This window comes from Microbacterium yannicii PS01 (genome assembly GCF_000304335.1).
In the GTDB taxonomy this organism is placed as follows: Bacteria; Actinomycetota; Actinomycetes; order Actinomycetales; family Microbacteriaceae; genus Microbacterium; species Microbacterium yannicii_A.
Genome location: NZ_CAJF01000012.1, coordinates 1 through 19,771 on the forward strand (window position 1 = coordinate 1; position 19,771 = coordinate 19,771).

Genomic DNA, 19,771 nt, shown 5'->3' on the forward strand with positions numbered 1-19,771 from the left:
ATGCAATCCCCCGTGCCCGCCGCCAGGGCCCCATCCCCCGTGCGGCGCGGGGCCGTCAGCCCACGGTGGCCGCGGCATCCGCCGTCCGCGCAGACGCGCGAGGGCGGCGGCGATGGCATCGGCGGGATCGTCGGGGTGAGACGGCATGGTTCCAATTTACATGCGACTTGACATGGATCCCGATTGCATGTCACACTGCATGCACATGCACTTAGACATATATTGCGGCTCCCGCCGCCCCGAAAGGACAACCCATGAACATCGATGACGAGAACATCCCCGACGACACCGCTGACGACATCACCGACCACAGCAGCACCGAGCCCTCGCCCACCCACCAGCGCCCGCTCGGCTACTGGCTGCGCGTGGTCGACGGACTGCTGACCTCCGAGTTCGCCACGGCCCTCGAGGCCGAAGGCCTGGCACGCCGGGACTGGATGCTGCTGAACGTCGTCTCGGGCGACGTGGACGCGCCCGGACTCCGCGAGCGCCTCGCCCGCAAGGGCAAGCGCCTGCGCGCACTCGAGGAGCGCGGCTGGGTCGAGCAGCGCGGCGACGGCACCTGGACCCTGACCGACACCGGTCGCACCGAGAAGGAGCGCATCGGCAAGATCGTCGACGGCATCCGCGACCGGGTCGTGGGCGCCGTGGGCGCCGAGGCCTATGCGACCACCATGTCGTCGCTCGAGGCGATCGCCCGCGAGCTCGGCTGGGACGAGACCGACCCCACCAAGGGCCGACGCGGCTTCCGCGGATTCGGGGGTCCGCGACCGTTCCGCCCCGAGATCCGCTTCGGCTTCGGCCCGAACCGTCACCACGGCTTCGAGCCCGGCCGCCCGGGTCACCCCGGCCGGCCCGGAACGTGGGACGCGGCGGGGCACGACCACGACGCGGACGACGAAGGATGCCGCCACCACGGCTGGCGCGGCGTCGCAGACGCCGGACGCCACGCCGGCTTCGGCCCCTCCGGCCACCGCGGTCACGGGCGCGGCGAACACCACGGCGGTTACGGCGGTCGCGGGCACCACGGCGGCGGCGAGCGCGGAGCGCAGGGCGCGTACGAGCGCGGCTTCGACGCGGGTTTCGCCCGCGGTCGGGAGGCGGGCGCCGCCTGACCCCCAGCAGTCTGCTCCTCTGCACCGCTGACGCCGCATTCGCGCCGAGACACCACGCACCCGCGTGGTGTCTCGGCGCTTTCGTGGTGTGCAGGCTCGTTCGGCGCGCTTCGAGCACCGACCTGCCGCCCGCTCCGCCGGGCGTAACACGCGCGCCACACGCGGCGAGCACAATGGAGCGGGTGAGCACCACCCCCGCCCTCGTCGCGATCTCGCACGGCACGTCGTCACCGGCCGGGCAGGCGGCCGTGTCCGCCCTCGTGACCGCGGTCGCACAGCGCCTGCCCGATGTCACGGTGAGGCTCGGACATGTGGATGTGCAGCAGCCGGATGTCGCGGCATCCCTCGACGCGCTCCCCGAAGGAGCGCCGACGGTGATCGTGCCGCTCCTGCTGTCGGCGGGGTATCACGTGCGCGTCGACCTGAAGCAGCAGTCGAAGGGCCATGACGGCGTGGTGATCGCTCCCGCTCTCGGCCCCGACCCGCGGCTCGTCGACGCGCTGCTCGCCCGCCTCGAGCCACTCGCTCCCGCTGCGGAGGACGCCGTCGTGCTCGCGGTGGCGGGCTCGAGCGACGACCGCGCCAACGACGACTGCCGCGCGATCGGCGACATGCTCGCGCAGCGCCTCGGCCGCCGGGTCACCGTCGGCTTCCTGGCCGCCGCCGAGCCGCGACTCCGCACCGCCGTCACCGACGCAGGCACCCGGACGCGGGGCCGCGTCGTCGTGGCGAACTACCTGCTCGCGCCCGGGTACTTCCACGACCTCGCCGTACAGCTCGCCGACGGAGCCTCCGTCGCGCGGCCGCTGCTGGACGACGACGAGCCCATGTCGGGGCTCGTCGAACTGGTCATCGATCGCTACGTCGGCGCCCGGCCATTGTCGGACTGAGGTCAGCAACGGGCGCACCCGCAACTGTGTGACGCCTCATTACGTCGGTTAACGCCCCTTGACACTCGGATAGGTCGCGGCGCCGGGCGCTTCTAACCTCACGGAATGGACCCGATAGGGTCCTGCCCGGGGACGCCCGGGATCACCCGGAGGCCATCGTGACCATCAACGACATCGAACCGCGTCCCGCAGCGGCCCGCGCAGCCGGCGCCACTGCGCGCCCGCCGCGCGCGTCGTCGAAGCCGGCGTCATCCAAACCCAATGGGCAGTGGAAGATCGACGGCACGACACCGCTCAACGGCAACGAGGAGTGGAAGCAGGTCGACAACGGCCTGAGCGTGCGCGATCGCATCGAGAAGGTGTACTCGAAGGGCGGCTTCGCCTCGATCGATCCCACAGACCTTCACGGCCGGTTCCGCGTGTGGGGCCTGTACACGCAGCGCAAGCCCGGCATCGACGGCGGCCGCACCGCGACCCTCGAGCCCCACGAGCTCGAAGACGAGTACTTCATGCTGCGCGTCCGCATCGACGGCGGGCAGCTGACCACAGAGCAGCTTCGCGTGATCGCCGGCATCTCGACCGAGTTCGGCCGCGACACCGCCGACCTCACCGATCGCCAGAACATCCAGCTCCACTGGATCCGGGTCGAGGACATCCCCGAGATCTGGCGCCGCCTCGAGGCCGTGGGCCTGCAGACCACCGAGGCGTGCGGCGACGTGCCGCGCGTCGTGCTCGGCTCGCCCGTCGCCGGCATCGCGGCAGACGAGCTCATCGACCCGACCCCTCAGATCGACGAGATCACCAGCCGGTTCATCGGGGACGAGTCGCTGGCGAACCTCCCGCGCAAGTTCAAGTCCGCCGTCACCGGCCATCCGAGCCAGGACGTGGTCCACGAGATCAACGACGTCGCGTTCGTCGCGGTCGAGCACCCCGAGCTCGGAGTCGGCTACGACCTGTGGGTCGGCGGCGGCCTGTCGACCACCCCGCGTCTGGCCGAGCGCCTGGGCGTGTTCGTCTCCCCGGACCGGGTAGCGGATGCCTGGCACGGCGTGGCGCAGATCTTCCGGGACTACGGCTACCGCCGCCTGCGCAACAAGGCACGCCTGAAGTTCCTGCTCGCCGAGTGGGGCGCCGAGAAGTTCCGGCAGGTGCTCCAGGACGAGTACCTCGGCTACGCGCTGCCCGACGGTCCCGCCGCGCCGAAGCCGCGCGCGCAGGGCGACCACGTCGGCATCCACCGCCAGAAGGACGGTCGCTTCTATGTCGGCGCGACGCCGATCGTCGGCCGGGTCTCGGGCCCGAACCTCGCCGCGCTGGCCGATCTCATCGAGACGCACGGCTCGACGAGACTGCGCACCACCCCGCACCAGAAGGTCGTGATCCTCGACATCCCCGAGGACCGGGTCGAGTCGCTCGTCGCGGGACTGGACGCCCTCGGCCTCTCGGCACGTCCGAGCCTCATCCGCCGCGGCACGATCGCGTGCACCGGCATCGAGTTCTGCAAGCTCGCGATCGTCGAGACCAAGGCGTACGCGACGGCGGCCGTGCTCGATCTCGAAAAGCGCCTCGCGGCCTTCGACCTCCCGCATCCGATCTCGCTCCACGTCAACGGCTGCCCGAACTCCTGCGCGCGCATCCAGACCGCCGACATCGGGCTCAAGGGCCAGCTCGTCACGATCGACGGCGAGCAGGTCCCGGGGTACCAGGTGCACCTCGGCGGCGGGCTCGTGAACGCCGACCGCGACGAGGCGGGCCTGGGCCGCACCGTGCGCGGCCTGAAGGTCGCCGCCGACGGCATCGCCGACTACGTCGACCGCGTCGTCAAGCGCTTCCTCGCAGAGCGTGACGCGGCCGTCGACGAGACCTTCGCCCAGTGGGCCCACCGCGCCGACGAGGAGAGCCTGCAATGACCGTCTCGCTCGCACCCCGCGTCGCCGTCAAGCGCGCGCCCGAGGAGCTTCAGGCGCTCGCCGAGCAGGGCAACCTCGAGCTCGGCAGCCTCACCGCTCACGAGGCGTCGCCCGCCGAGGTGATCGCGTGGGTCGCGCGTCACTTCGGGGCGGATGCCGCGGCCGTCGCCTGCTCGATGGCCGACGCCGCACTGCCCCACCTGGTGGCCGAGCAGCTTCCGGGCGTCGACGTGCTCTTCCTCGACACCGGCTACCACTTCGCAGAGACGCGGTACACGCGCGACGAGGTGGGCCGCGTGCTCGACGTGCGCATCGTCGACGTGCTGCCGCAGCAGACCGTGGCCGAGCAGGACGCCGAGTTCGGCGCCAAGCTCCACGACCGCGACCCTGCGCTGTGCTGCGAGCGCCGCAAGGTCGGTCCGCTCAAAGACGCCCTCGGCGGGTATGAGCTGTGGTTCACCGGCGTGCGCCGGGATGAGGCGCCCACCCGCACGAACACGCCCCTCGTGACCTGGGACGAGCGCAACGGGCTCGTCAAGGTCAACCCCGTCGCCGCCTGGACCTTCGACGACCTGCTCGACTACGCCGGCGCGCACCAGGTGCCGGTGAACCTCCTCGTTTCCAACGGCTACCCCTCCATCGGATGCGAGCCGTGCACGAAGCCGGTCGCCCCCGGCGAAGATCCCCGATCCGGCCGCTGGGCCGGGCTCTCGAAGACGGAATGCGGGCTCCACGTATGACCCTCTCAGACACCACCACGCTCCGATCGGCTGCTCAGCCTGTCGAAGCACAGCGACCGGTCGCTGAGCCTGTCGAAAGGCCCGCCAGGAGGACGCTCTCGACCCTGGACCTGCTCGAGGCCGAGGCCATCCACGTCATCCGCGAGGTCGTCGCCGAGTTCGAGCGCCCCGTGCTGCTCTTCTCAGGCGGCAAGGACTCCGTCGTCGTGCTGCACCTGGCCACCAAGGCGTTCGCGCCCGGCAGAGTGCCCTTCCCGGTGCTGCACGTGGACACCGGCCACAACTTCCCCGAGGTGCTGGCCTTCCGCGACGAGACCGTCGAGCGCCTCGGCATCCGCCTCGACGTCGCCCGGGTGCAGGACTACATCGACGACGGCCGCCTGCAGGAGCGCGCCGACGGCACGCGCAACCCGCTGCAGACCCTTCCCCTGCTCGACGCGATCGCCGCCGGCCGTCACGACGCCGTCTTCGGCGGAGCCCGTCGCGACGAAGACAAGGCCCGTGCCAAGGAGCGCATCATCTCGCTGCGCGACGAGTTCGGGCAGTGGGATCCGCGCAACCAGCGCCCGGAGCTGTGGAGCCTCTACAACGGCCGCCACACCCCCGGCCAGCACGTGCGCGCGTTCCCGATCTCGAACTGGACCGAGCTCGACGTGTGGCGCTACATCGAGCGCGAGGGCATCGCGCTTCCGCCGCTGTACTTCGCGCACGAGCGCGAGGTCTACGAGCGCGACGGCATGTGGCGCCCGGTCGGGCCGTTCTCGCCGCCGCGCGAGAACGAGACGGTGCAAGTGCGCACCGTCCGCTACCGCACCGTCGGCGACATGAGCTGCACCGGAGCGGTGGAATCGGATGCCGCGGACCTCGCGTCGATCGTCGCCGAGGTCGCCGTCTCCACCCTCACCGAGCGCGGGGCGACCCGCGCCGACGACCGGCTCAGCGAAGCGGCGATGGAAGACCGCAAGAAGGACGGGTACTTCTGATGACCGCTCTGGAATCCCTCACCCAAGACCGCTCCGCAGTCACTTTCCGCGGGTCCGGGCCGGCCGAAGTCGCCATTCGTGACCGCGGAGCGGCGGTGCGCGACGACGCCGGCGAGCCCACGCTATTCCGCTTCGCCACGGCCGGCTCGGTCGACGACGGCAAGTCGACCCTCGTCGGTCGCCTGCTGCACGACTCGAAGGCGATCCTCGCCGACCAGCTCGAGCAGGTCGCGCGCACATCCGCCGACCGCGGCTTCGCGCACGGCGAGTTCGACTTCGCCCTCCTCACCGACGGCCTGCGCGCCGAGCGAGAGCAGGGCATCACGATCGACGTCGCGTACCGCTACTTCTCGACGGGCGCCCGCTCGTTCGTGCTCGCCGACTGCCCCGGCCACGTGCAGTACACGCGCAACATGGTCACCGGCGCGACGACGGCCGACGCGGTCGTCGTCCTCGTGGACGCCCGCAAGGGCGTGGTCGAGCAGACGCGGCGCCACCTCGCGGTGGTCGCGCTGCTGCGGGTGCCGCACGTGATCGTGGCGGTCAACAAAATCGACCTCACCGGCTTCTCGGGCGAGACCTTCGCCGCCGTCTCGACGCAGGCCCACGCGGTGGCTGCCGAGCTCGGCGTCGACGACCTGCACGTGCTGCCGGTCTCGGCGCTCGAGGGCGACAACATCGTCGATCGCTCCGAGCGCACACCCTGGTACGACGGACCCGCACTGCTCGAACTGCTCGAGACCCTCCCGGGCGCCGACGAGCTCGAGCAGGAGCTCGAGCCGCTGCGCCTGCCGATCCAGCTCGTGCTGCGCCCGCAGGGTGGGCTGACGCCCGAGCTCGCGGCCGACTCCGGCGAGGCGGAGCGCCTGCGCGACTACCGCGCAGTGGCGGGCCGCATCGCGAGCGGTGTGGTCCGCGTCGGCGACCGGGTCGAGATCTTCCCCTCCGGCATCGCCACCACCGTGACCGGCATCCGCGTCGCGGGCGCCGAGGTCGACGAGGCGGTGGCGCCGCAGTCGGTGTCCGTCGAGCTCGCCGACGACGTCGACACCGCACGCGGGGCTCTCGTGGTCGCGGCAGGCACGCGGCCGGCAGCCCGGCGCGAGTTCGACGCCGAGCTGTTCCAGCTCGACGCGCGGGCGCTGACCCCCGGCATCCGGGTCCTGGTCAAGCACGGCACCGCGACGGTGCAGGCGATCATCGCTCAGATCGAGTCGCGCTACGACCTCGACGCCCTGACGCACGAGCCCGCGCAGACGTTGGAGACCAACGACATCGGCCGCGTGAGGATCCGGCTGGCGGCGGACCTGCCGCTGGAGCCGTACCGCACCAGCCGCCACGGGGGCTCGTTCCTCGTCATCCATCCGTCCGACGGCGCGACGCTCGCCGCCGGCATCGTGCGCTGAATCCGGCGCACCGCTCCACCCGCACACACCGCTCATACGAAGGAGGCGACACCGTGAACAACATCCGCACTGCGACGACGCTCACCACCCTGGGACTTGTGGCCGTCATGATGGCCGGCTGCGCCTCCGCCTCCGCCGACCCCGGCGCAGGCGACTCCGGAGCCTCGACGTCCCCGGTCGACGAGCTGCGCCTGGGCTACTTCGCCAATGTGACGCATGCCCCGGCCCTGGTGGGACTCGAGGAGGGTCTCTTCGAGGACGCGCTCGGCGACGTCGAGGTGACCACGCAGGTCTTCAACGCCGGGCCGGCCGCCATCGAGGCGCTCTCGGCGGGGGCGATCGACGCGACCTACATCGGGCCGAACCCGTCGATCAACACCTTCATCCAGTCCGGCGGGCAGTCCGCCCGCATCGTCGCCGGCGCCGCGACCGGCGGAGCGGCGCTGGTGGTGCGCGAGGGAATCGACGACCCGTCCGACCTCGAGGGAACGACGCTCGCCACCCCGCAGCTCGGCAACACCCAGGACGTGTCGCTGCGCACGTGGCTGTCCGGCGAGGGCTTCGAGACCGACACCTCCGGCGGCGGCGACGTGCAGATCACGCCCACCGACAACGCCCAGACGCTGACGCTCTTCCAGCAGGGTGAGCTCGACGGCGCCTGGCTGCCCGAGCCGTGGGTCTCGCGTCTCATCGAGGACGCCGGCGCGCACGTGCTGATCGACGAGGCCGATCTGTGGGAGGACGGAGCGTTCCCGACCACGGTGCTCCTCGTCCGCGCCGAGTTCCTCGCGCAGCACCCCGATGCCGTCGCCGACCTTCTCCAGGGTCACCGCGCCGCGGTGCAGTGGATCTCGGAGAACCCCGACGAGGCACCCGGTGTCATCAATGGCGCGATCGAGGCCGAGACCGGAAAGCCCCTGGCCGACGCCGTCATCACGCGCGCCCTGGAGCACGTGACCTTCTCGGTCGACCCGCACGCCGAGACCTTCGAGACCCTCGTCGAGAACGGGATCACCGCGGGCACGCAGAAGGAGGGCTCGATCGAGGGCCTGTTCGACCTGCGCCTGCTCAACGAACTGCTCGAGGCCGACGGAGCCGAGGCCGTCTCGGCCGGCGGGCTGGGCGAGGACTGACGCATGACCTCACGTTCGACATCCGCGTCCGGGGCAGCACAGGCTGCCCCGGTCGTGGGCGTGCCGCTGAGCCCGAGCTTCGACGGGTTCACGCCGGTGCGCGTCCCCGCGCCGGCGGCACCGCCCGCGGTCCGCATCGATGGCGTCTCCAAGCGCTTCGGCGCGGGCCCGGTCGTGCTCGACGACGTGTCGCTCGACATCGCCCCCGGCGAGTTCGTGTGCCTGCTGGGCGCCTCGGGCTGCGGCAAGTCGACGCTGCTGAACCTCATCGCGGGGCTCGACCGGCCGAGCGCCGGGAGCATCGAGACCCCCGCGGCCGGATCGGCCGTCATGTTCCAGGAGTCGGCGCTCATGCCTTGGCTGACCGCGCGCCGCAACGTCGAGCTCGCGCTCCGACTGCGCGGCGTGCCTCGCGGCGAGCGTCGCGAGAAGGCGCTCACCCTGCTCGACGCGGTGAATCTCACGGATGCCGCCGAGAAGCGTCCGCACGAGCTCTCGGGCGGCATGCGCCAGCGCGTGGCCCTCGCCCGCGCCCTTGCGCAGGACCGGCCGGTGCTGCTCATGGATGAGCCGTTCGCCGCGCTGGACGCGATCACGCGGGACCTGCTCCACGAAGAGCTGGAGCGCGTGTGGCGGGCGACCGGCCGCACCATCGTCTTCGTCACCCACAACGTCCGCGAGGCCGCGCGCCTCGGCCAGCGGGTCGTGCTCATGGGCAGCCGCCCCGGCCGCATCGTCCAGGAGTGGACGATCGCCAAGACCACGGGCCGGCGCATCGAGTCGCCCGAGGTCGCCGCCCTCTCGGTGGAGATCACCGACCAGCTCCGGAAGGAGATCCGCCGCAATGCCGCGTGACACTTCCACCACCCTTCGACACGCTCAGGGATCGGTTGCCGAGGTCGTCGAAGCACCGACGTCCGGACGATCCGACGATCTTCGCTCGCTCGAAGCCGGGCTCGACCGCCTCCAGACCGATGCGAGCACCGGCACGAGTCGCTGGCGCCGCTTCGCCGCGAGCGTCGTGCCGCCCATCGTCTTCCTGGTGCTGCTGATCGCAGCGTGGCAGCTCTACGTCGTGATCGCCCAGCCGCGGCCCGACATCGTGCCCGGGCCGTTCGCCGTCATCTCGGCCCTCGGCGACGCGTGGGACGCCGGCCGCCTGCAGGAGGCCGTGGCCACGAGCCTCGAGCGCGGCGTCGTCGGCTTCCTCATCGCCATCGTCGTCGGAACCCCGATCGGGCTGCTCCTGGCCGAGGTGCGGCCGATCCGCCGCGCAGTCGGCCCCATCATCTCGGGCCTGCAGGTGCTGCCGTCGGTGGCCTGGGTGCCCGCCGCCATCATCTGGTTCGGCCTGTCGGATGCGACGGTGTACTTCGTGATCCTGATGGGCGCGATCCCCTCCATCGTCAACGGCCTCATCGCGGGCATCGACCAGGTGCCGCCGCAGCTGCGCCGCGTGGGCACGGTGCTCGGCGCCTCCCGCTGGCAGCTCGCCACCGCCGTCATCCTTCCCGCCGCGCTTCCCGGCTACCTCGCGGGCCTCAAGCAGGGCTGGGCGTTCTCGTGGCGCTCGCTCATGGCCGCCGAGATCATCGCCACCGGGGGCACCATCGGCTTCGGCCTCGGATCGATGCTCGACCAGAGCCGCGAGCTGGCCGACCTCGCCGGCGTGCTCGGCACCATCATCGTCATCCTCGCGATCGGCATCCTCATCGAGCTGCTCTTCTTCGGGCCGCTCGAGCGGCGGATGCTCAAGCGCCGAGGCCTGCTCGTCACCGGAGGTGCACGATGACCGACCCCGACCGCCCCACCCCTCCCGTCGCCGGATCCGGAAACCGGACATCGCGCGACTTCCCGGATGCCTCGGCACCCGGCATCCGGAAAATCAACGAATGTCCGATTTCCGGACCGACGGGAACGGATGCCTCGGCCGCCCCGACCGGCAAGGTCTGGCTCGTCGGGGCCGGTCCCGGGGACGCGGGCCTGCTGACCATCAAGGGACTGCGCGCGCTCGAGACCGCCGACGTCATCGTCGCCGACAGGCTCGGCGCTCGGGCCGTGCTCGACGGACTCGCGGCCGACGGTGTGACCCTGCGCGCCGAGGTGGTCGACGTGGGCAAGCGCCCAGGGCACCACGCCGTGCCGCAGGACGCCATCAACGCGCTCCTCGTCCACCTCGCGGGTGAGGGGAAGACCGTCGTCCGGCTCAAGGGCGGCGACCCCTACATCTTCGGGCGCGGCGGCGAAGAGCTCGCCGCCTGCCAGGAGGCGGGCGTGATCGTCGAAGTGGTGCCCGGCATCACCAGCGCCGTCTCGGTTCCCGCGATCGCCGGCATCCCGCTCACCCATCGCGGTGTCGCGACCGCCTTCACCGTTGCGACGGGACACGACCAGATCCAGGCGCTCGGCGGCGGCCGCGACCACACCGTCGTGCTGCTGATGGGCGTCGGCACGCTGGCGCACTCGGCGATCACGCTCGCGCGCGGCGCGCGCGGCGCGGACTGCCCGGTCGCGGTCGTCGAAGACGGCTTCGGACCGCGCCAGCGGGTCACGGTCGGAACCCTCGCGACGATCGCCCACCAGGCGGCGGAGCGCGGCATCCGCTCCCCCGCCGTCGTGGTCGTCGGCGATGTCGTGCGGCTCAGCCCCTACGCGCCGGCCGATCTGGCCACCCTCGATCTCGACTCCTACGACCCGCTCGCCGTTCCGGCCGAGCCCCTCCACGGAAAGACCGCTCTGTGACCTCCTCCTCCTCCTCGCTCCAGAACCTCCGCGTCGCGATCGTCGGCGCGGGCCCCGCGGGCATCTACGCCGGCAGCATCCTCACCAACTCGGTGCAGGCCGCCGGCGGTTCCGTCGCGATCGACCTGTTCGAGTCGCTTCCCGCGCCCTACGGCCTCATCCGCTACGGCGTCGCGCCCGACCACCCGCGCATCAAGGGGATCGTGGGCTCGCTCCACGAGATGCTCGATGCCGGCACCACGCGCTTCATCGGCAACGTCGAGGTCGGTCGCGACATCTCGCTCGACGAGCTGCACGAGCGCTACGACGCGGTGATCCTCGCCACCGGCGCGATCCGCGACGCCGTGCTCGACATCCCCGGCATCGACCTGCCCGGCTCGCACGGCGCCGCCGACTTCGTCGCGTGGTTCGACGGCCACCCCGACGTGCCGACCGAGTGGTCGCTGGATCAGCGCGAGGTCGCCGTGATCGGCAACGGCAATGTCGCGCTCGACGTCGCCCGCATGCTCGCCAAGCACGCCGTCGACCTGCGCTCGACCGAGATCGCCGACAACGTGCTGGCCGGGCTCGAGGCATCGGCCGTCACCGACGTGCACGTCTTCGGCCGGCGGGGTCCCGCCGACATCAAGTTCACGCCGATCGAGCTGCGAGAGCTCGGAGAGGTTCCGGACGTCGACATCATCGTGCACGACGAGGACTTCGCCTATCTCGAGGGCGTGGCTCCGGCGAACAATCAGCTCAAGGTGATGCTGCGCATCCTGAACAGCTGGCGCACGCGTGAGGCGACCGGCGCGAGCCGCCGCCTGCACCTGCACTTCTACCACTCGCCGGTCGAGGTGCTCGGCGAAGGCAAGGTCGAGGGCCTGCGCTTCGAGCGCACTGAGCCGGTGGGTGACGGGACCGTGCGCGGCACCGGGGAGTTCCGCGAGTACCCCGTGCAGCAGGTCTACCGTGCCGTGGGCTACTACGGCACACCCGTCATCGACGCGCCGTTCGACGAGAAGGCGGGCGTCGTGTCGAACGTCGAGGGCCGCGTCAACAACTCCCACACCACCGGCGACATCGGGGCCCCTCTGGTTCCGGGCCTTTACGCGACCGGCTGGATCAAGCGGGGTCCCGTAGGCCTCATCGGCCACACCAAGTCCGACGCGATGGAGACGATCGCGCACCTGGTCGCCGACGCCGAGGCAGGAGCGCTCCCAGCCCGCACGGTCGACGGCGACGTGCTCGAGCTGCTCGCCGAGCGCGACGTGGAGTTCACCACGTGGGACGGCTGGCTCGCCCTGGACGCGCACGAGCGCGAGCTGGGCGCCACTCACCAGCACGCGCGTGAGCGTGTGAAGGTCGTGCCCCGCGACGAGCAGGTGCGCGTCTCGCGCTCGGGGGCGTTGGTTCCATGACGTACGTGATCGCGCTGCCCTGCGTCGACGTGAAGGACCGCGCGTGCATCGACGAGTGCCCGGTGGACTGCATCTACGAGGGCGACCGGTCGCTGTACATCCACCCGGACGAGTGCGTCGACTGCGGCGCATGCGAGCCGGTCTGCCCCGTCGAGGCCATCTATTACGAAGACGACCTGCCCGACGAGTGGCAGGACTACTACAAGGCGAACGTCGAGTTCTTCGACGACATCGGCTCGCCCGGCGGCGCGGCCAAGACCGGCGTGATCCCCAAGGACCACCCGATCATCGCCGCGCTCCCTCCGCAGGGAGACGGCCATGACTGACACCACGGCCGAGACCCGCGTGGCCGCGGTCGACACCACCGAGGTCGACGTGGTGATCGTCGGGGGCGGCCCGGCGGGTCTGTCGGCGGCGCTCAATCTGGGACGTGCGCGGGCGTCTGTGGTCGTGATCGACGCGGGGCGTCCCCGCAACGCCGCGACCCTCCGCTCACACGGCTTCCTCACCCGCGACGGCATCCCTCCCCTCGAGTTGCGCAAGCTCGCGCGCGCCGAGCTCGCCGCGTATCCGAACGTGCGGGTGCTCGATCGCACGGTCGTCACGGCGCTGGTCGAGAAGGACTCCGGGAACGGACTGCGCTTCATCGCGGCGCTGCAGGGCCGGGGCGCCGGCACTCCTCCCGCCGTGGCGGCACGCTCCGTGCTGGTCGCGACCGGCCTGCGCGAGACCCTCCCCGCGATCCCGAGCCTGCGCGCGTTCTACGGCATGTCGATCTTCAGCTGCGCGGCCTGCGACGCGTGGGAGCTGCAGGACAAGGCGCTCGCCCTGATCGGCGAGACCCCTGATCTGGCCGCGCGAGCCCGGCTGATCGCCCGCTGGACCGACCGGCTCACGGTCTTCACGAACGGGTCCGACGCGGTGGGGACCGTCGAGGAGGCGGAGCTCGCGGCATCCGGGATCTTCGTCGACCGACGCCCCATCGACGACCTCGAGGGCGACCGCGGCGCCGTGTCGGCCGTCCGCTTGACCGGCGGCGACCGCGTCGAGATCGACGGCGGCTTCGTGCGGCCGGACTGGCACCCCGCTCTCGACTTCGTGAACGGCATCGAGGTGTCCCGCGACCGGTTCGGCAACCTCGAGGTCGACCGCTCGGGACGCACGTCGGTGCCGGGGCTGTACGCCGCGGGGGATGCCGCGTCCCCCGGTCCGCAGCAGCTCATCGTCGCCGCGGGCCAGGGCGCCCGCGCCGCTGCGGTGCTCGTTCACGACTTCATCGGCGTGCGCACCGCCCACTGAGCGATCAGGGCGACGGGGTTGGGCCGGTCAGCTGGAAGATGAGCGTGTCGGCAAGCCATTCCTTGAACCGGGCCGGAGACCAGCCGGTATGGACGACCAGCTCGCCGTAGACACCGGCAGCCGCGTATGCCCGGAAGATCGACTGGGCCTCGTCGACCGGCACGGACAGCTGTGACTCGACCGACGCGATCAGCCTGTCCATGACCCGGTTGCGGCCGCGGAGCTTGGCGTGGAGCAGATCGCGCGTCGCCTGATCCTCGTCCAATGCAGAGTCGAGAATCCGGACGACGTCGAAATCCGTCGAATACAGCGTGGTGAGCCAGCCCGCCGACTGGCGGATGCGCTCCGTCGGGTCCGCTACCTCAAGCACCTCGCGCGCGAGCTCTCGAGCGCGCGCCCGCTCGAGCCAGCGCTCGCAGATCGCGGAGAGGATCTCGCGCTTCGCCGCGAACGCCGCGTACACGGTGCGCGTTCCGACTCCGGCCTCCTTCGCGATGCCCTCCATGCTCGTCGCTCCGTAGCCATCCCGTGCGAAGAGGAGCTGCGCGGCGTCGGCGATCCGCACCCGGGTCGCCTCCGCCTGAACCTGGCGGTACGTCGAACCGGGGCTCTTGACGCTCTCACTCATGAGGTCGAGACTAGTCACTGCATCCACTGCAGTATCACTGCAGTGAGTGCACACTCTATGTCATCAAAGACGACGACCAAGGAGGACGAAAATGGAGAACCCCTCAACCCTTTCGCCAGAGGCGGCCGTGATCGAACGGATGCTGCACGAAGGCTTCGCGGCAGGAAACCCCGATATCGTCGACGAGCTCTGCTCCCCCGACGTGATCGAGCACCAGTTCGGGCTGGCGGGAGTAGGGCCGACGGCGATCGAGAAGATCAAGCGCGGGATCGTCACCGTGCATGCGGCGATGCCCGACCTGCGCTTCACGATCGCGGATGTCGCACAGGTCGGACCGACGGTCTGGATCCGGGCCGAGGGAATGGGCACCAACACCGGTCCCTTCATCGGAGCACCGAGCGACGCGCGCGTCCATTTCACAGTGATCGATGTCGCAACGGTCCGCGACGGCAAGATCGTCGAGCACTGGGGCGTGCCGGATCGATTCGCGATCCTCGTCCAGACCGGGCAGCTCGAACGCCTGATGACCTGACGCCGCCGGAGCGGAGAACGGCCGAGGCCGCGGCATCCGTCAGACTGAGCGGGTGCCGATCATCGACAACGCCGTCTACGTGGACGGCAAGCGGATCACGAACCCCGCGAGCCTGGAGCAGACGTTCGAGTACATGCGCGCCCAGGGCGGCGTTGCATGGATCGGTCTGTTCCGGCCCACGCCCGACGAGATCGCGCAGGTCGCCGCGGAGTTCTCGCTGCACGCGCTCAGCGTCGAGGATGCGCTGAGCGGACATCAGCGGGCGAAGCTCGAGCGATACGGCGACATCCTGTTCGCCGTCCTCCGCCCCGCGCGCTACATCGACGAGACCGAGACAGTCGAGTTCGGCGAGCTGCACGTGTTCGTGGGGCCGGACTTCGTCGTGACGATCCGGCATGCCGAATCACCCAACCTCGCCCGGGTGCGTCGTCGCCTCGAGGGGCAGCCCGACCTGCTCGCGCTCGGGCCGGAGGCGGTGCTCTACGCGATCCTGGACGAGGTCGTCGACGAGTACGAGCCGGTGGCCGACGGCGTGCGCAACGACATCGACGAGATCGAGGACGTCCTCTTCGGCGACACCGACCGCAGCCTCTCCCGCCGGATCTACGAGCTGTCGTCGGAGGTCATCTCGTTCCAGCGCGCGACCGAGCCGCTCGCGGGCATGCTCGACGGACTGCTTCGCGGGGCTGACAAGTACGCCGTCGACATCGAGCTGCAGCGGTCGCTGCGCGACGTGCTCGACCACACACTGCGGGTGAACGAACGGCTCTCGTCGTTCCGCACGATCCTCGAGAACGCGCTGACGGTGAACGCCACGCTGGTCACGCAGCGCCAGACCGAGACGGCGCTCACGCAGAACGATCAGGTCAAGAAGATCTCGGGCTGGGCCGCGATCCTCTTCGGCCCGACGCTCGTCGGCACGATCTACGGCATGAACTTCACGTACATGCCCGAGCTCGACTGGCCGTGGGGCTACCCGATGGCGCTGGCGCTCATGGCCGCGACGTCGGCGACGCTCTACATCGTCTTCAAGCGGCATCACTGGCTCTGACCCGCCTCCCACCCCCTCAACAAGAGGCATCATGTGAGGAGGGGGAAAGATGCCTGACGGACTCGACGACGAGCTGCAGACCCTTCGCGCGCGAGCGTACGGGCCGGACGCCGACATCGACGGCGATCCCGCGGCGCTCGAGCGGCTGCGAGAGCTCGAGAACGACGCCCGGTCCGCCACGGCCGCGGTGCCGGGGGCACGGCAAGTCGACCTCGATCCGGCTGACGCGATGGTGACGGATGCCGCACCGCCCGCGTTCGCTGCGTCCGCGGTCAGCGCGGGCGGAGCACCGTCCCTGGGCGCCTTCGTCGACGCCGCGGCCGAACGCGCGGCCGCGGACGAGGAGGCCGACGACAGCCCCGAGGATCGGGCTTACGGCACGCGCGCTCGCACCCGCCCCGGCGCCGCCGACCTCACGCCCGATGACGCGGATCCACAGGCGAGCCGAGTGAGCGATGCCGCGCCCGAAGGTCCCGGCGATGCCCCGACCGTCGGAGAGGCCGCGACCACGCGATCGCGCCCGTGGTGGCGCACGCGACGGGCGGTGGCCTGGATGGGTGCGATCGCTGTCGTCGCGGTGGTCGGCCTCGCTGCCGCGGTGTGGTCGACGCAGGCCCAAGGGCGCGTCGCGGTGCTGCAGCAGACCGACCTCGAGGGCTGGCCGAACAACGTGATGGGCGAGCCTCCCGACGGCGCGCGGCTCTACGAGGACTATTTCGGCCTCACCGCCGTCCAGATGCCGCAGCGGTGGGGCTCGGGCGAGGGCATGGAGTGCCTGTACATCGTCGAGTCGGGCGGACAGGGGTTCATGTCGACGATCGGATGCGCGGCCGGCGGCTTCCCGCCCACCGCCGCTCTTCTGGTGTCGGAGCGTGGGCCGGAGGAGCTGCGCGAGAGGTTCGCCGAGGGCACGGCGCTGCAGTTCGTGCTGCGCGACGGGCTGGTGCACGTCTACGCCGAGGAGCCGTAGCACCGACCTCACCCGGGCCACCGTTCTGGCGGCGGGGTGCGGCATCCGCTCGTCGTCAGCCTCCGAGCGCCCCGGCGTCTCGTGAGCCCACGTCGGTGCGGTGGAAGTTCTGGAACGAGCGGGATGCCGTCGGTCCCCGCTGGCCCTGATAGCGATTGCCGTAGGGGCCCGAGCCGTACGGGTTCTCGCTGGGCGACGAGAGCCGGAAGTAGCAGACCTGGCCGATCTTCATACCGGGCCAGAGCTTGATGGGGAGCGTCGCCACGTTCGACAGCTCGAGGGTGACGTGACCCGAGAATCCCGGGTCGATGAACCCGGCGGTGGAGTGGGTCAACAGGCCGAGACGTCCGAGCGAGGACTTGCCCTCGAGGCGGGCGGCGACATCGTCGGGAAGCGAGACGAGCTCGAACGTCGAGCCCAGCGCGAACTCTCCGGGGTGGAGGATGAACGGCTCGTCGGGTGTGACCTCGATCAGCCGCGTCAGCTCGGGCTGGTCCTCCGCCGGGTCGATGTAGGGGTACTTGTGATTGTCGAACAGGCGGAAGTACCGGTCGAGGCGCACGTCGACGCTCGAGGGCTGCACCATCGCGGGGTCCCACGGGTCGAGCCCGATGCGCCCTGCCTCGATCTCGAGTCGGATATCGCGGTCGCTCAGCAGCACCCGGCCAGCCTATCGGGGCGTTCCTGTCACAAATCACGTGCCCGCGGCGTCGTATCTACAGGCGAGTGAGGAGGAGCAGTGCGTACGACCGTGACTCGACCCGGCGGGCGCCGCGGCGGAACCTCGGTGACCGATCGCCTCAGCGCGCGGCTTCGCGGTGCGACGGTCTTCGGCTGGCGGGTGGGCGAGATGGAGAGCGCGCTGCGGCGACGCGTGGTGCCCACCCACTGGTCGAACCTGTTCGGGGTCGTCACGGTCGCCTGCCTGGTCGTCGTGATCGTCACGGGTCTGATGCTGATGTTCTTCTACACGCCATCGAGCGACACGACGACCTACGCGGGAAGCTACGGGCCTCTCCACGGCGCCACGGTCTCGAAGGCCTTGGACTCGACCATGCGGATCAGCTTCGACGTCCCCGGCGGCCTCCTGATCCGGCAGGCGCATCACTGGGCCGCGCTGCTCCTTCCGGCGGCCATCGTCGTGCAGCTGCTGGCCGCGTTCTTCACCGGCGCCTTCCGCCGGCCGCGGCGGGGCCTGTGGGTGCTCCTCTTCCTCATCTTCGTCGTGAGTCTCGTAGGCGGCTGGAGCGGCTATGCGCTTCCCGACGACATGCTCTCGGGCACGGGCGTGCGCATCACCGAAGGGGTCGCCATCGGCATCCCCTTCATCGGCACGCAGGTGTCGTTCCTGCTCTTCGGCGGGCAGTACCCCGGCGAGATCATCGAGCACCTCTATCCGGTTCATGCGGCTGTCGTCCCCGCCATCCTCATCGTGCTCGTGGCCCTGCGCGGGTTCGCTGGGTGGCGGCAGCCGCCGCCGCAGTTCCCCGGATTCGGGCGAATGGAGAGCAACGTCGTCGGGGTCCCGCTCTTTCCGGTGGCAGCGACGCGCGCCGGCGGGCTCTTCATGAGCGTGGCGGGGCTGATCGTCCTCATCTCGGCCACCGTCACGGTGAACCCGATCTGGCTGTACGGCCCGGCCTCGCCCGGCGACGCGTCCGCCGGCAGCCAGCCCGACTGGTACACCGGCTTTCTCGACGGCGCGCTGCGGCTGGTCCCGCCCGGCTGGGAGGTGGTGTGGCTCGACCGCACCTGGACGCTCGCCATCATCCTGCCCCTGGCCGTCGTCACCGCCTACCTCCTCGCCGTGCTCGTCTACCCCTTCATCGAGGAGTGGGCCGGCGGCGACCGCCGAGAGCATCATCTGCTCGACCGGCCGAGGAACCAGCCCACCCGCACCGGCATCGGGATCGCGGGCATGCTGTTCTACGGCGTCCTGTGGGGCGCCGCCAGCGCGGACCTCATCGCCACCCACTTCTTCGTCGCTCTGGAGCACGTGATCGGCTTCTTCCAGATCGCGCTGCTCACAGCGCCGGCGCTCGGATACTCCGTCGCCAAGCGGGTCTGTCTCGCGCTCCAGCGAAAGGACCGGGAGCTGCTCCTGCACGGGTACGAGACGGGGCGCATCGTCCGGTTGCCCGGAGGCGAGTACGTCGAGAGGCATCAGCCGCTCGGCGAGCAGGAGCGCGCACGGCTCGTCGTCGTCGACCCGCCGCGGCCCCTGGAGCTTCACCCCGACCACGACGGGGGCGTCGGAATGGTGCAGCGCGCGCAGGTGCGCCTGTCGCGCTTCTTCTTCGAGGACCGCATCGAGCTGCCGGCCGCACCGCTCCGAGCGGCGGCATCCGCCGAGGAGCAGCAGGAGGCCGTCGCGACCCTCGGCGTTTCAGCCGACGCGTGAGCGGATCGGATCCAGAACTGCCTCCGCCGCCCATGCGGCGGCGTCGGCGATGTCGCTGCGGTTCATCCTCATCTCCCGGCGATAGGTGACCCATGTCGCCGCCGAGTCGAGGTGGGCCAGCGCCGCCACGATGGACCGGCGCTCGGCATCGCCCAGCGAAGGGATCTCGGCGTCGATCATCTGCTCGAGCATCGCCCGTCGTGGGCTGGGCGCCGCACCGCTGATCCCCCGCATCGTCGTCTCGGCCACCACATGAGCCAGCTCCGGTCGAAGATCGTACGACTCCATCGCGGCCCTGATCGTGAGCGGCATATCGAAGATGCTGGGGGCGTCGTCCCGCGGGAAGATCCTGCTCTCGATCCACGCCGCCGTTGCGAGGAGCAGGTCGACCCTCGTCGCGTAGTTGCGGAACACAGTGCGCTCGCCGACGCCCGCCCGTCGTGCGATGAGCCGAAACGACACGTCGTCCGTGCCCAGCTCTTCGATCAGCTCGGTGTAGGCGGCGAGGATCGCCTCTTGAGTTCTGCTGACGTCGCTCGTCGCCGGCGCGTCGGATTCGGCCACGGGAGTC

Annotated in this window: 20 protein-coding genes; 17 read left to right on the plus strand and 3 right to left on the minus strand. The window is 70.7% G+C overall.

Annotated features, from left to right (window positions below; translation table 11 throughout):
- The first annotated feature begins 254 nt into the window (after positions 1 to 254).
- The 13 genes from WYM_RS08555 to WYM_RS08615 all read left to right on the plus strand — a co-directional run bounded on the left by WYM_RS08555 (position 255) and on the right by WYM_RS08615 (position 13,618).
- Positions 255 to 1,115, plus strand: a complete 861-nt coding sequence (locus tag WYM_RS08555) for a MarR family winged helix-turn-helix transcriptional regulator (RefSeq protein ID WP_019180418.1) — start codon at positions 255 to 257, stop codon at positions 1,113 to 1,115.
- A 182-nt stretch (positions 1,116 to 1,297) separates the two neighbouring features.
- Positions 1,298 to 2,005 (plus strand): CbiX/SirB N-terminal domain-containing protein, encoded by a 708-nt coding sequence (locus WYM_RS08560; RefSeq protein ID WP_019180419.1) that lies wholly within the window; start codon positions 1,298 to 1,300, stop codon positions 2,003 to 2,005.
- Between the two features lie 158 nt (positions 2,006 to 2,163).
- Positions 2,164 to 3,915 (plus strand): nitrite/sulfite reductase, encoded by a 1,752-nt coding sequence (locus tag WYM_RS08565; protein WP_019180420.1) that lies wholly within the window; start codon positions 2,164 to 2,166, stop codon positions 3,913 to 3,915.
- Complete coding sequence (locus WYM_RS08570; protein WP_019180421.1) at positions 3,912 to 4,655, plus strand: phosphoadenylyl-sulfate reductase; 744 nt, start codon at positions 3,912 to 3,914, stop codon at positions 4,653 to 4,655. Before WYM_RS08565 ends, WYM_RS08570 begins: the two co-directional genes overlap by 4 nt.
- A complete protein-coding gene (gene cysD / locus WYM_RS08575; RefSeq protein WP_019180422.1) occupies positions 4,652 to 5,638 on the plus strand; it encodes a sulfate adenylyltransferase subunit CysD in 987 nt (328 codons plus the stop codon). Before WYM_RS08570 ends, cysD begins: the two co-directional genes overlap by 4 nt.
- Positions 5,638 to 7,044, plus strand: coding sequence for a sulfate adenylyltransferase subunit 1 (locus WYM_RS08580; protein WP_019180423.1), 1,407 nt, complete (start codon positions 5,638 to 5,640; stop codon positions 7,042 to 7,044). The genes cysD and WYM_RS08580 overlap by 1 nt, the downstream gene beginning before the upstream one ends.
- A 53-nt stretch (positions 7,045 to 7,097) precedes the next feature.
- Complete coding sequence (locus WYM_RS08585; RefSeq protein WP_019180424.1) at positions 7,098 to 8,177, plus strand: ABC transporter substrate-binding protein; 1,080 nt, start codon at positions 7,098 to 7,100, stop codon at positions 8,175 to 8,177.
- A 3-nt stretch (positions 8,178 to 8,180) separates the two neighbouring features.
- Complete coding sequence (locus tag WYM_RS08590; protein ID WP_019180425.1) at positions 8,181 to 9,032, plus strand: ABC transporter ATP-binding protein; 852 nt, start codon at positions 8,181 to 8,183, stop codon at positions 9,030 to 9,032.
- A complete protein-coding gene (locus tag WYM_RS08595) occupies positions 9,022 to 9,969 on the plus strand; it encodes an ABC transporter permease (RefSeq protein ID WP_019180426.1) in 948 nt (315 codons plus the stop codon). Before WYM_RS08590 ends, WYM_RS08595 begins: the two co-directional genes overlap by 11 nt.
- Positions 9,966 to 10,919: a uroporphyrinogen-III C-methyltransferase gene (gene cobA, locus WYM_RS08600; protein WP_019180427.1), complete on the plus strand. Its 954-nt coding sequence runs from the start codon at positions 9,966 to 9,968 to the stop codon at positions 10,917 to 10,919. Before WYM_RS08595 ends, cobA begins: the two co-directional genes overlap by 4 nt.
- The gene (locus WYM_RS08605; protein WP_019180428.1) at positions 10,916 to 12,319 is read left to right on the plus strand and encodes an FAD-dependent oxidoreductase; all 1,404 of its coding nucleotides are present in this window, start codon (positions 10,916 to 10,918) and stop codon (positions 12,317 to 12,319) included. Before cobA ends, WYM_RS08605 begins: the two co-directional genes overlap by 4 nt.
- Complete coding sequence (fdxA, locus tag WYM_RS08610) at positions 12,316 to 12,645, plus strand: ferredoxin (RefSeq protein ID WP_019180429.1); 330 nt, start codon at positions 12,316 to 12,318, stop codon at positions 12,643 to 12,645. The genes WYM_RS08605 and fdxA overlap by 4 nt, the downstream gene beginning before the upstream one ends.
- Positions 12,638 to 13,618: an NAD(P)/FAD-dependent oxidoreductase gene (locus WYM_RS08615; RefSeq protein ID WP_019180430.1), complete on the plus strand. Its 981-nt coding sequence runs from the start codon at positions 12,638 to 12,640 to the stop codon at positions 13,616 to 13,618. The genes fdxA and WYM_RS08615 overlap by 8 nt, the downstream gene beginning before the upstream one ends.
- 4 nt (positions 13,619 to 13,622) lie before the next feature.
- On the opposite strand, the gene WYM_RS08620 is transcribed toward WYM_RS08615, so the two are convergent.
- On the minus strand, positions 13,623 to 14,246 hold the full coding sequence (locus WYM_RS08620) for a TetR/AcrR family transcriptional regulator (protein ID WP_019180431.1): 624 nt from the start codon (positions 14,244 to 14,246) through the stop codon (positions 13,623 to 13,625).
- Between the two features lie 91 nt (positions 14,247 to 14,337).
- Here WYM_RS08620 and WYM_RS08625 point away from each other — a divergent pair, with 91 nt between their 5' ends.
- The 3 genes from WYM_RS08625 to WYM_RS21085 are packed head-to-tail and all read left to right on the plus strand — an operon-like array spanning position 14,338 to position 16,799.
- On the plus strand, positions 14,338 to 14,778 hold the full coding sequence (locus tag WYM_RS08625; protein WP_040569206.1) for an ester cyclase: 441 nt from the start codon (positions 14,338 to 14,340) through the stop codon (positions 14,776 to 14,778).
- A gap of 52 nt (positions 14,779 to 14,830) precedes the next feature.
- Positions 14,831 to 15,829, plus strand: coding sequence for a magnesium and cobalt transport protein CorA (locus tag WYM_RS08630; protein WP_019180433.1), 999 nt, complete (start codon positions 14,831 to 14,833; stop codon positions 15,827 to 15,829).
- 49 nt (positions 15,830 to 15,878) lie between these two features.
- Entirely contained in the window at positions 15,879 to 16,799 is a 921-nt protein-coding gene (locus WYM_RS21085; RefSeq protein WP_019180434.1) for a hypothetical protein, read from the plus strand.
- A 55-nt stretch (positions 16,800 to 16,854) separates the two neighbouring features.
- On the opposite strand, the gene dcd is transcribed toward WYM_RS21085, so the two are convergent.
- Positions 16,855 to 17,460: a dCTP deaminase gene (gene dcd / locus WYM_RS08640; protein ID WP_019180435.1), complete on the minus strand. Its 606-nt coding sequence runs from the start codon at positions 17,458 to 17,460 to the stop codon at positions 16,855 to 16,857.
- Positions 17,461 to 17,586: 126 nt separating this feature from the next.
- Between dcd and WYM_RS08645 the strand changes: the two genes are divergently transcribed.
- Positions 17,587 to 19,200: a cytochrome b gene (locus WYM_RS08645; RefSeq protein WP_237739362.1), complete on the plus strand. Its 1,614-nt coding sequence runs from the start codon at positions 17,587 to 17,589 to the stop codon at positions 19,198 to 19,200.
- Here the strand turns inward: WYM_RS08645 and WYM_RS08650 are convergent.
- The gene (locus WYM_RS08650; RefSeq protein WP_157525024.1) at positions 19,186 to 19,764 is read right to left on the minus strand and encodes a TetR/AcrR family transcriptional regulator; all 579 of its coding nucleotides are present in this window, start codon (positions 19,762 to 19,764) and stop codon (positions 19,186 to 19,188) included. The genes WYM_RS08645 and WYM_RS08650 overlap by 15 nt on opposite strands.
- Between the last annotated feature and the right edge of the window lie 7 nt (positions 19,765 to 19,771).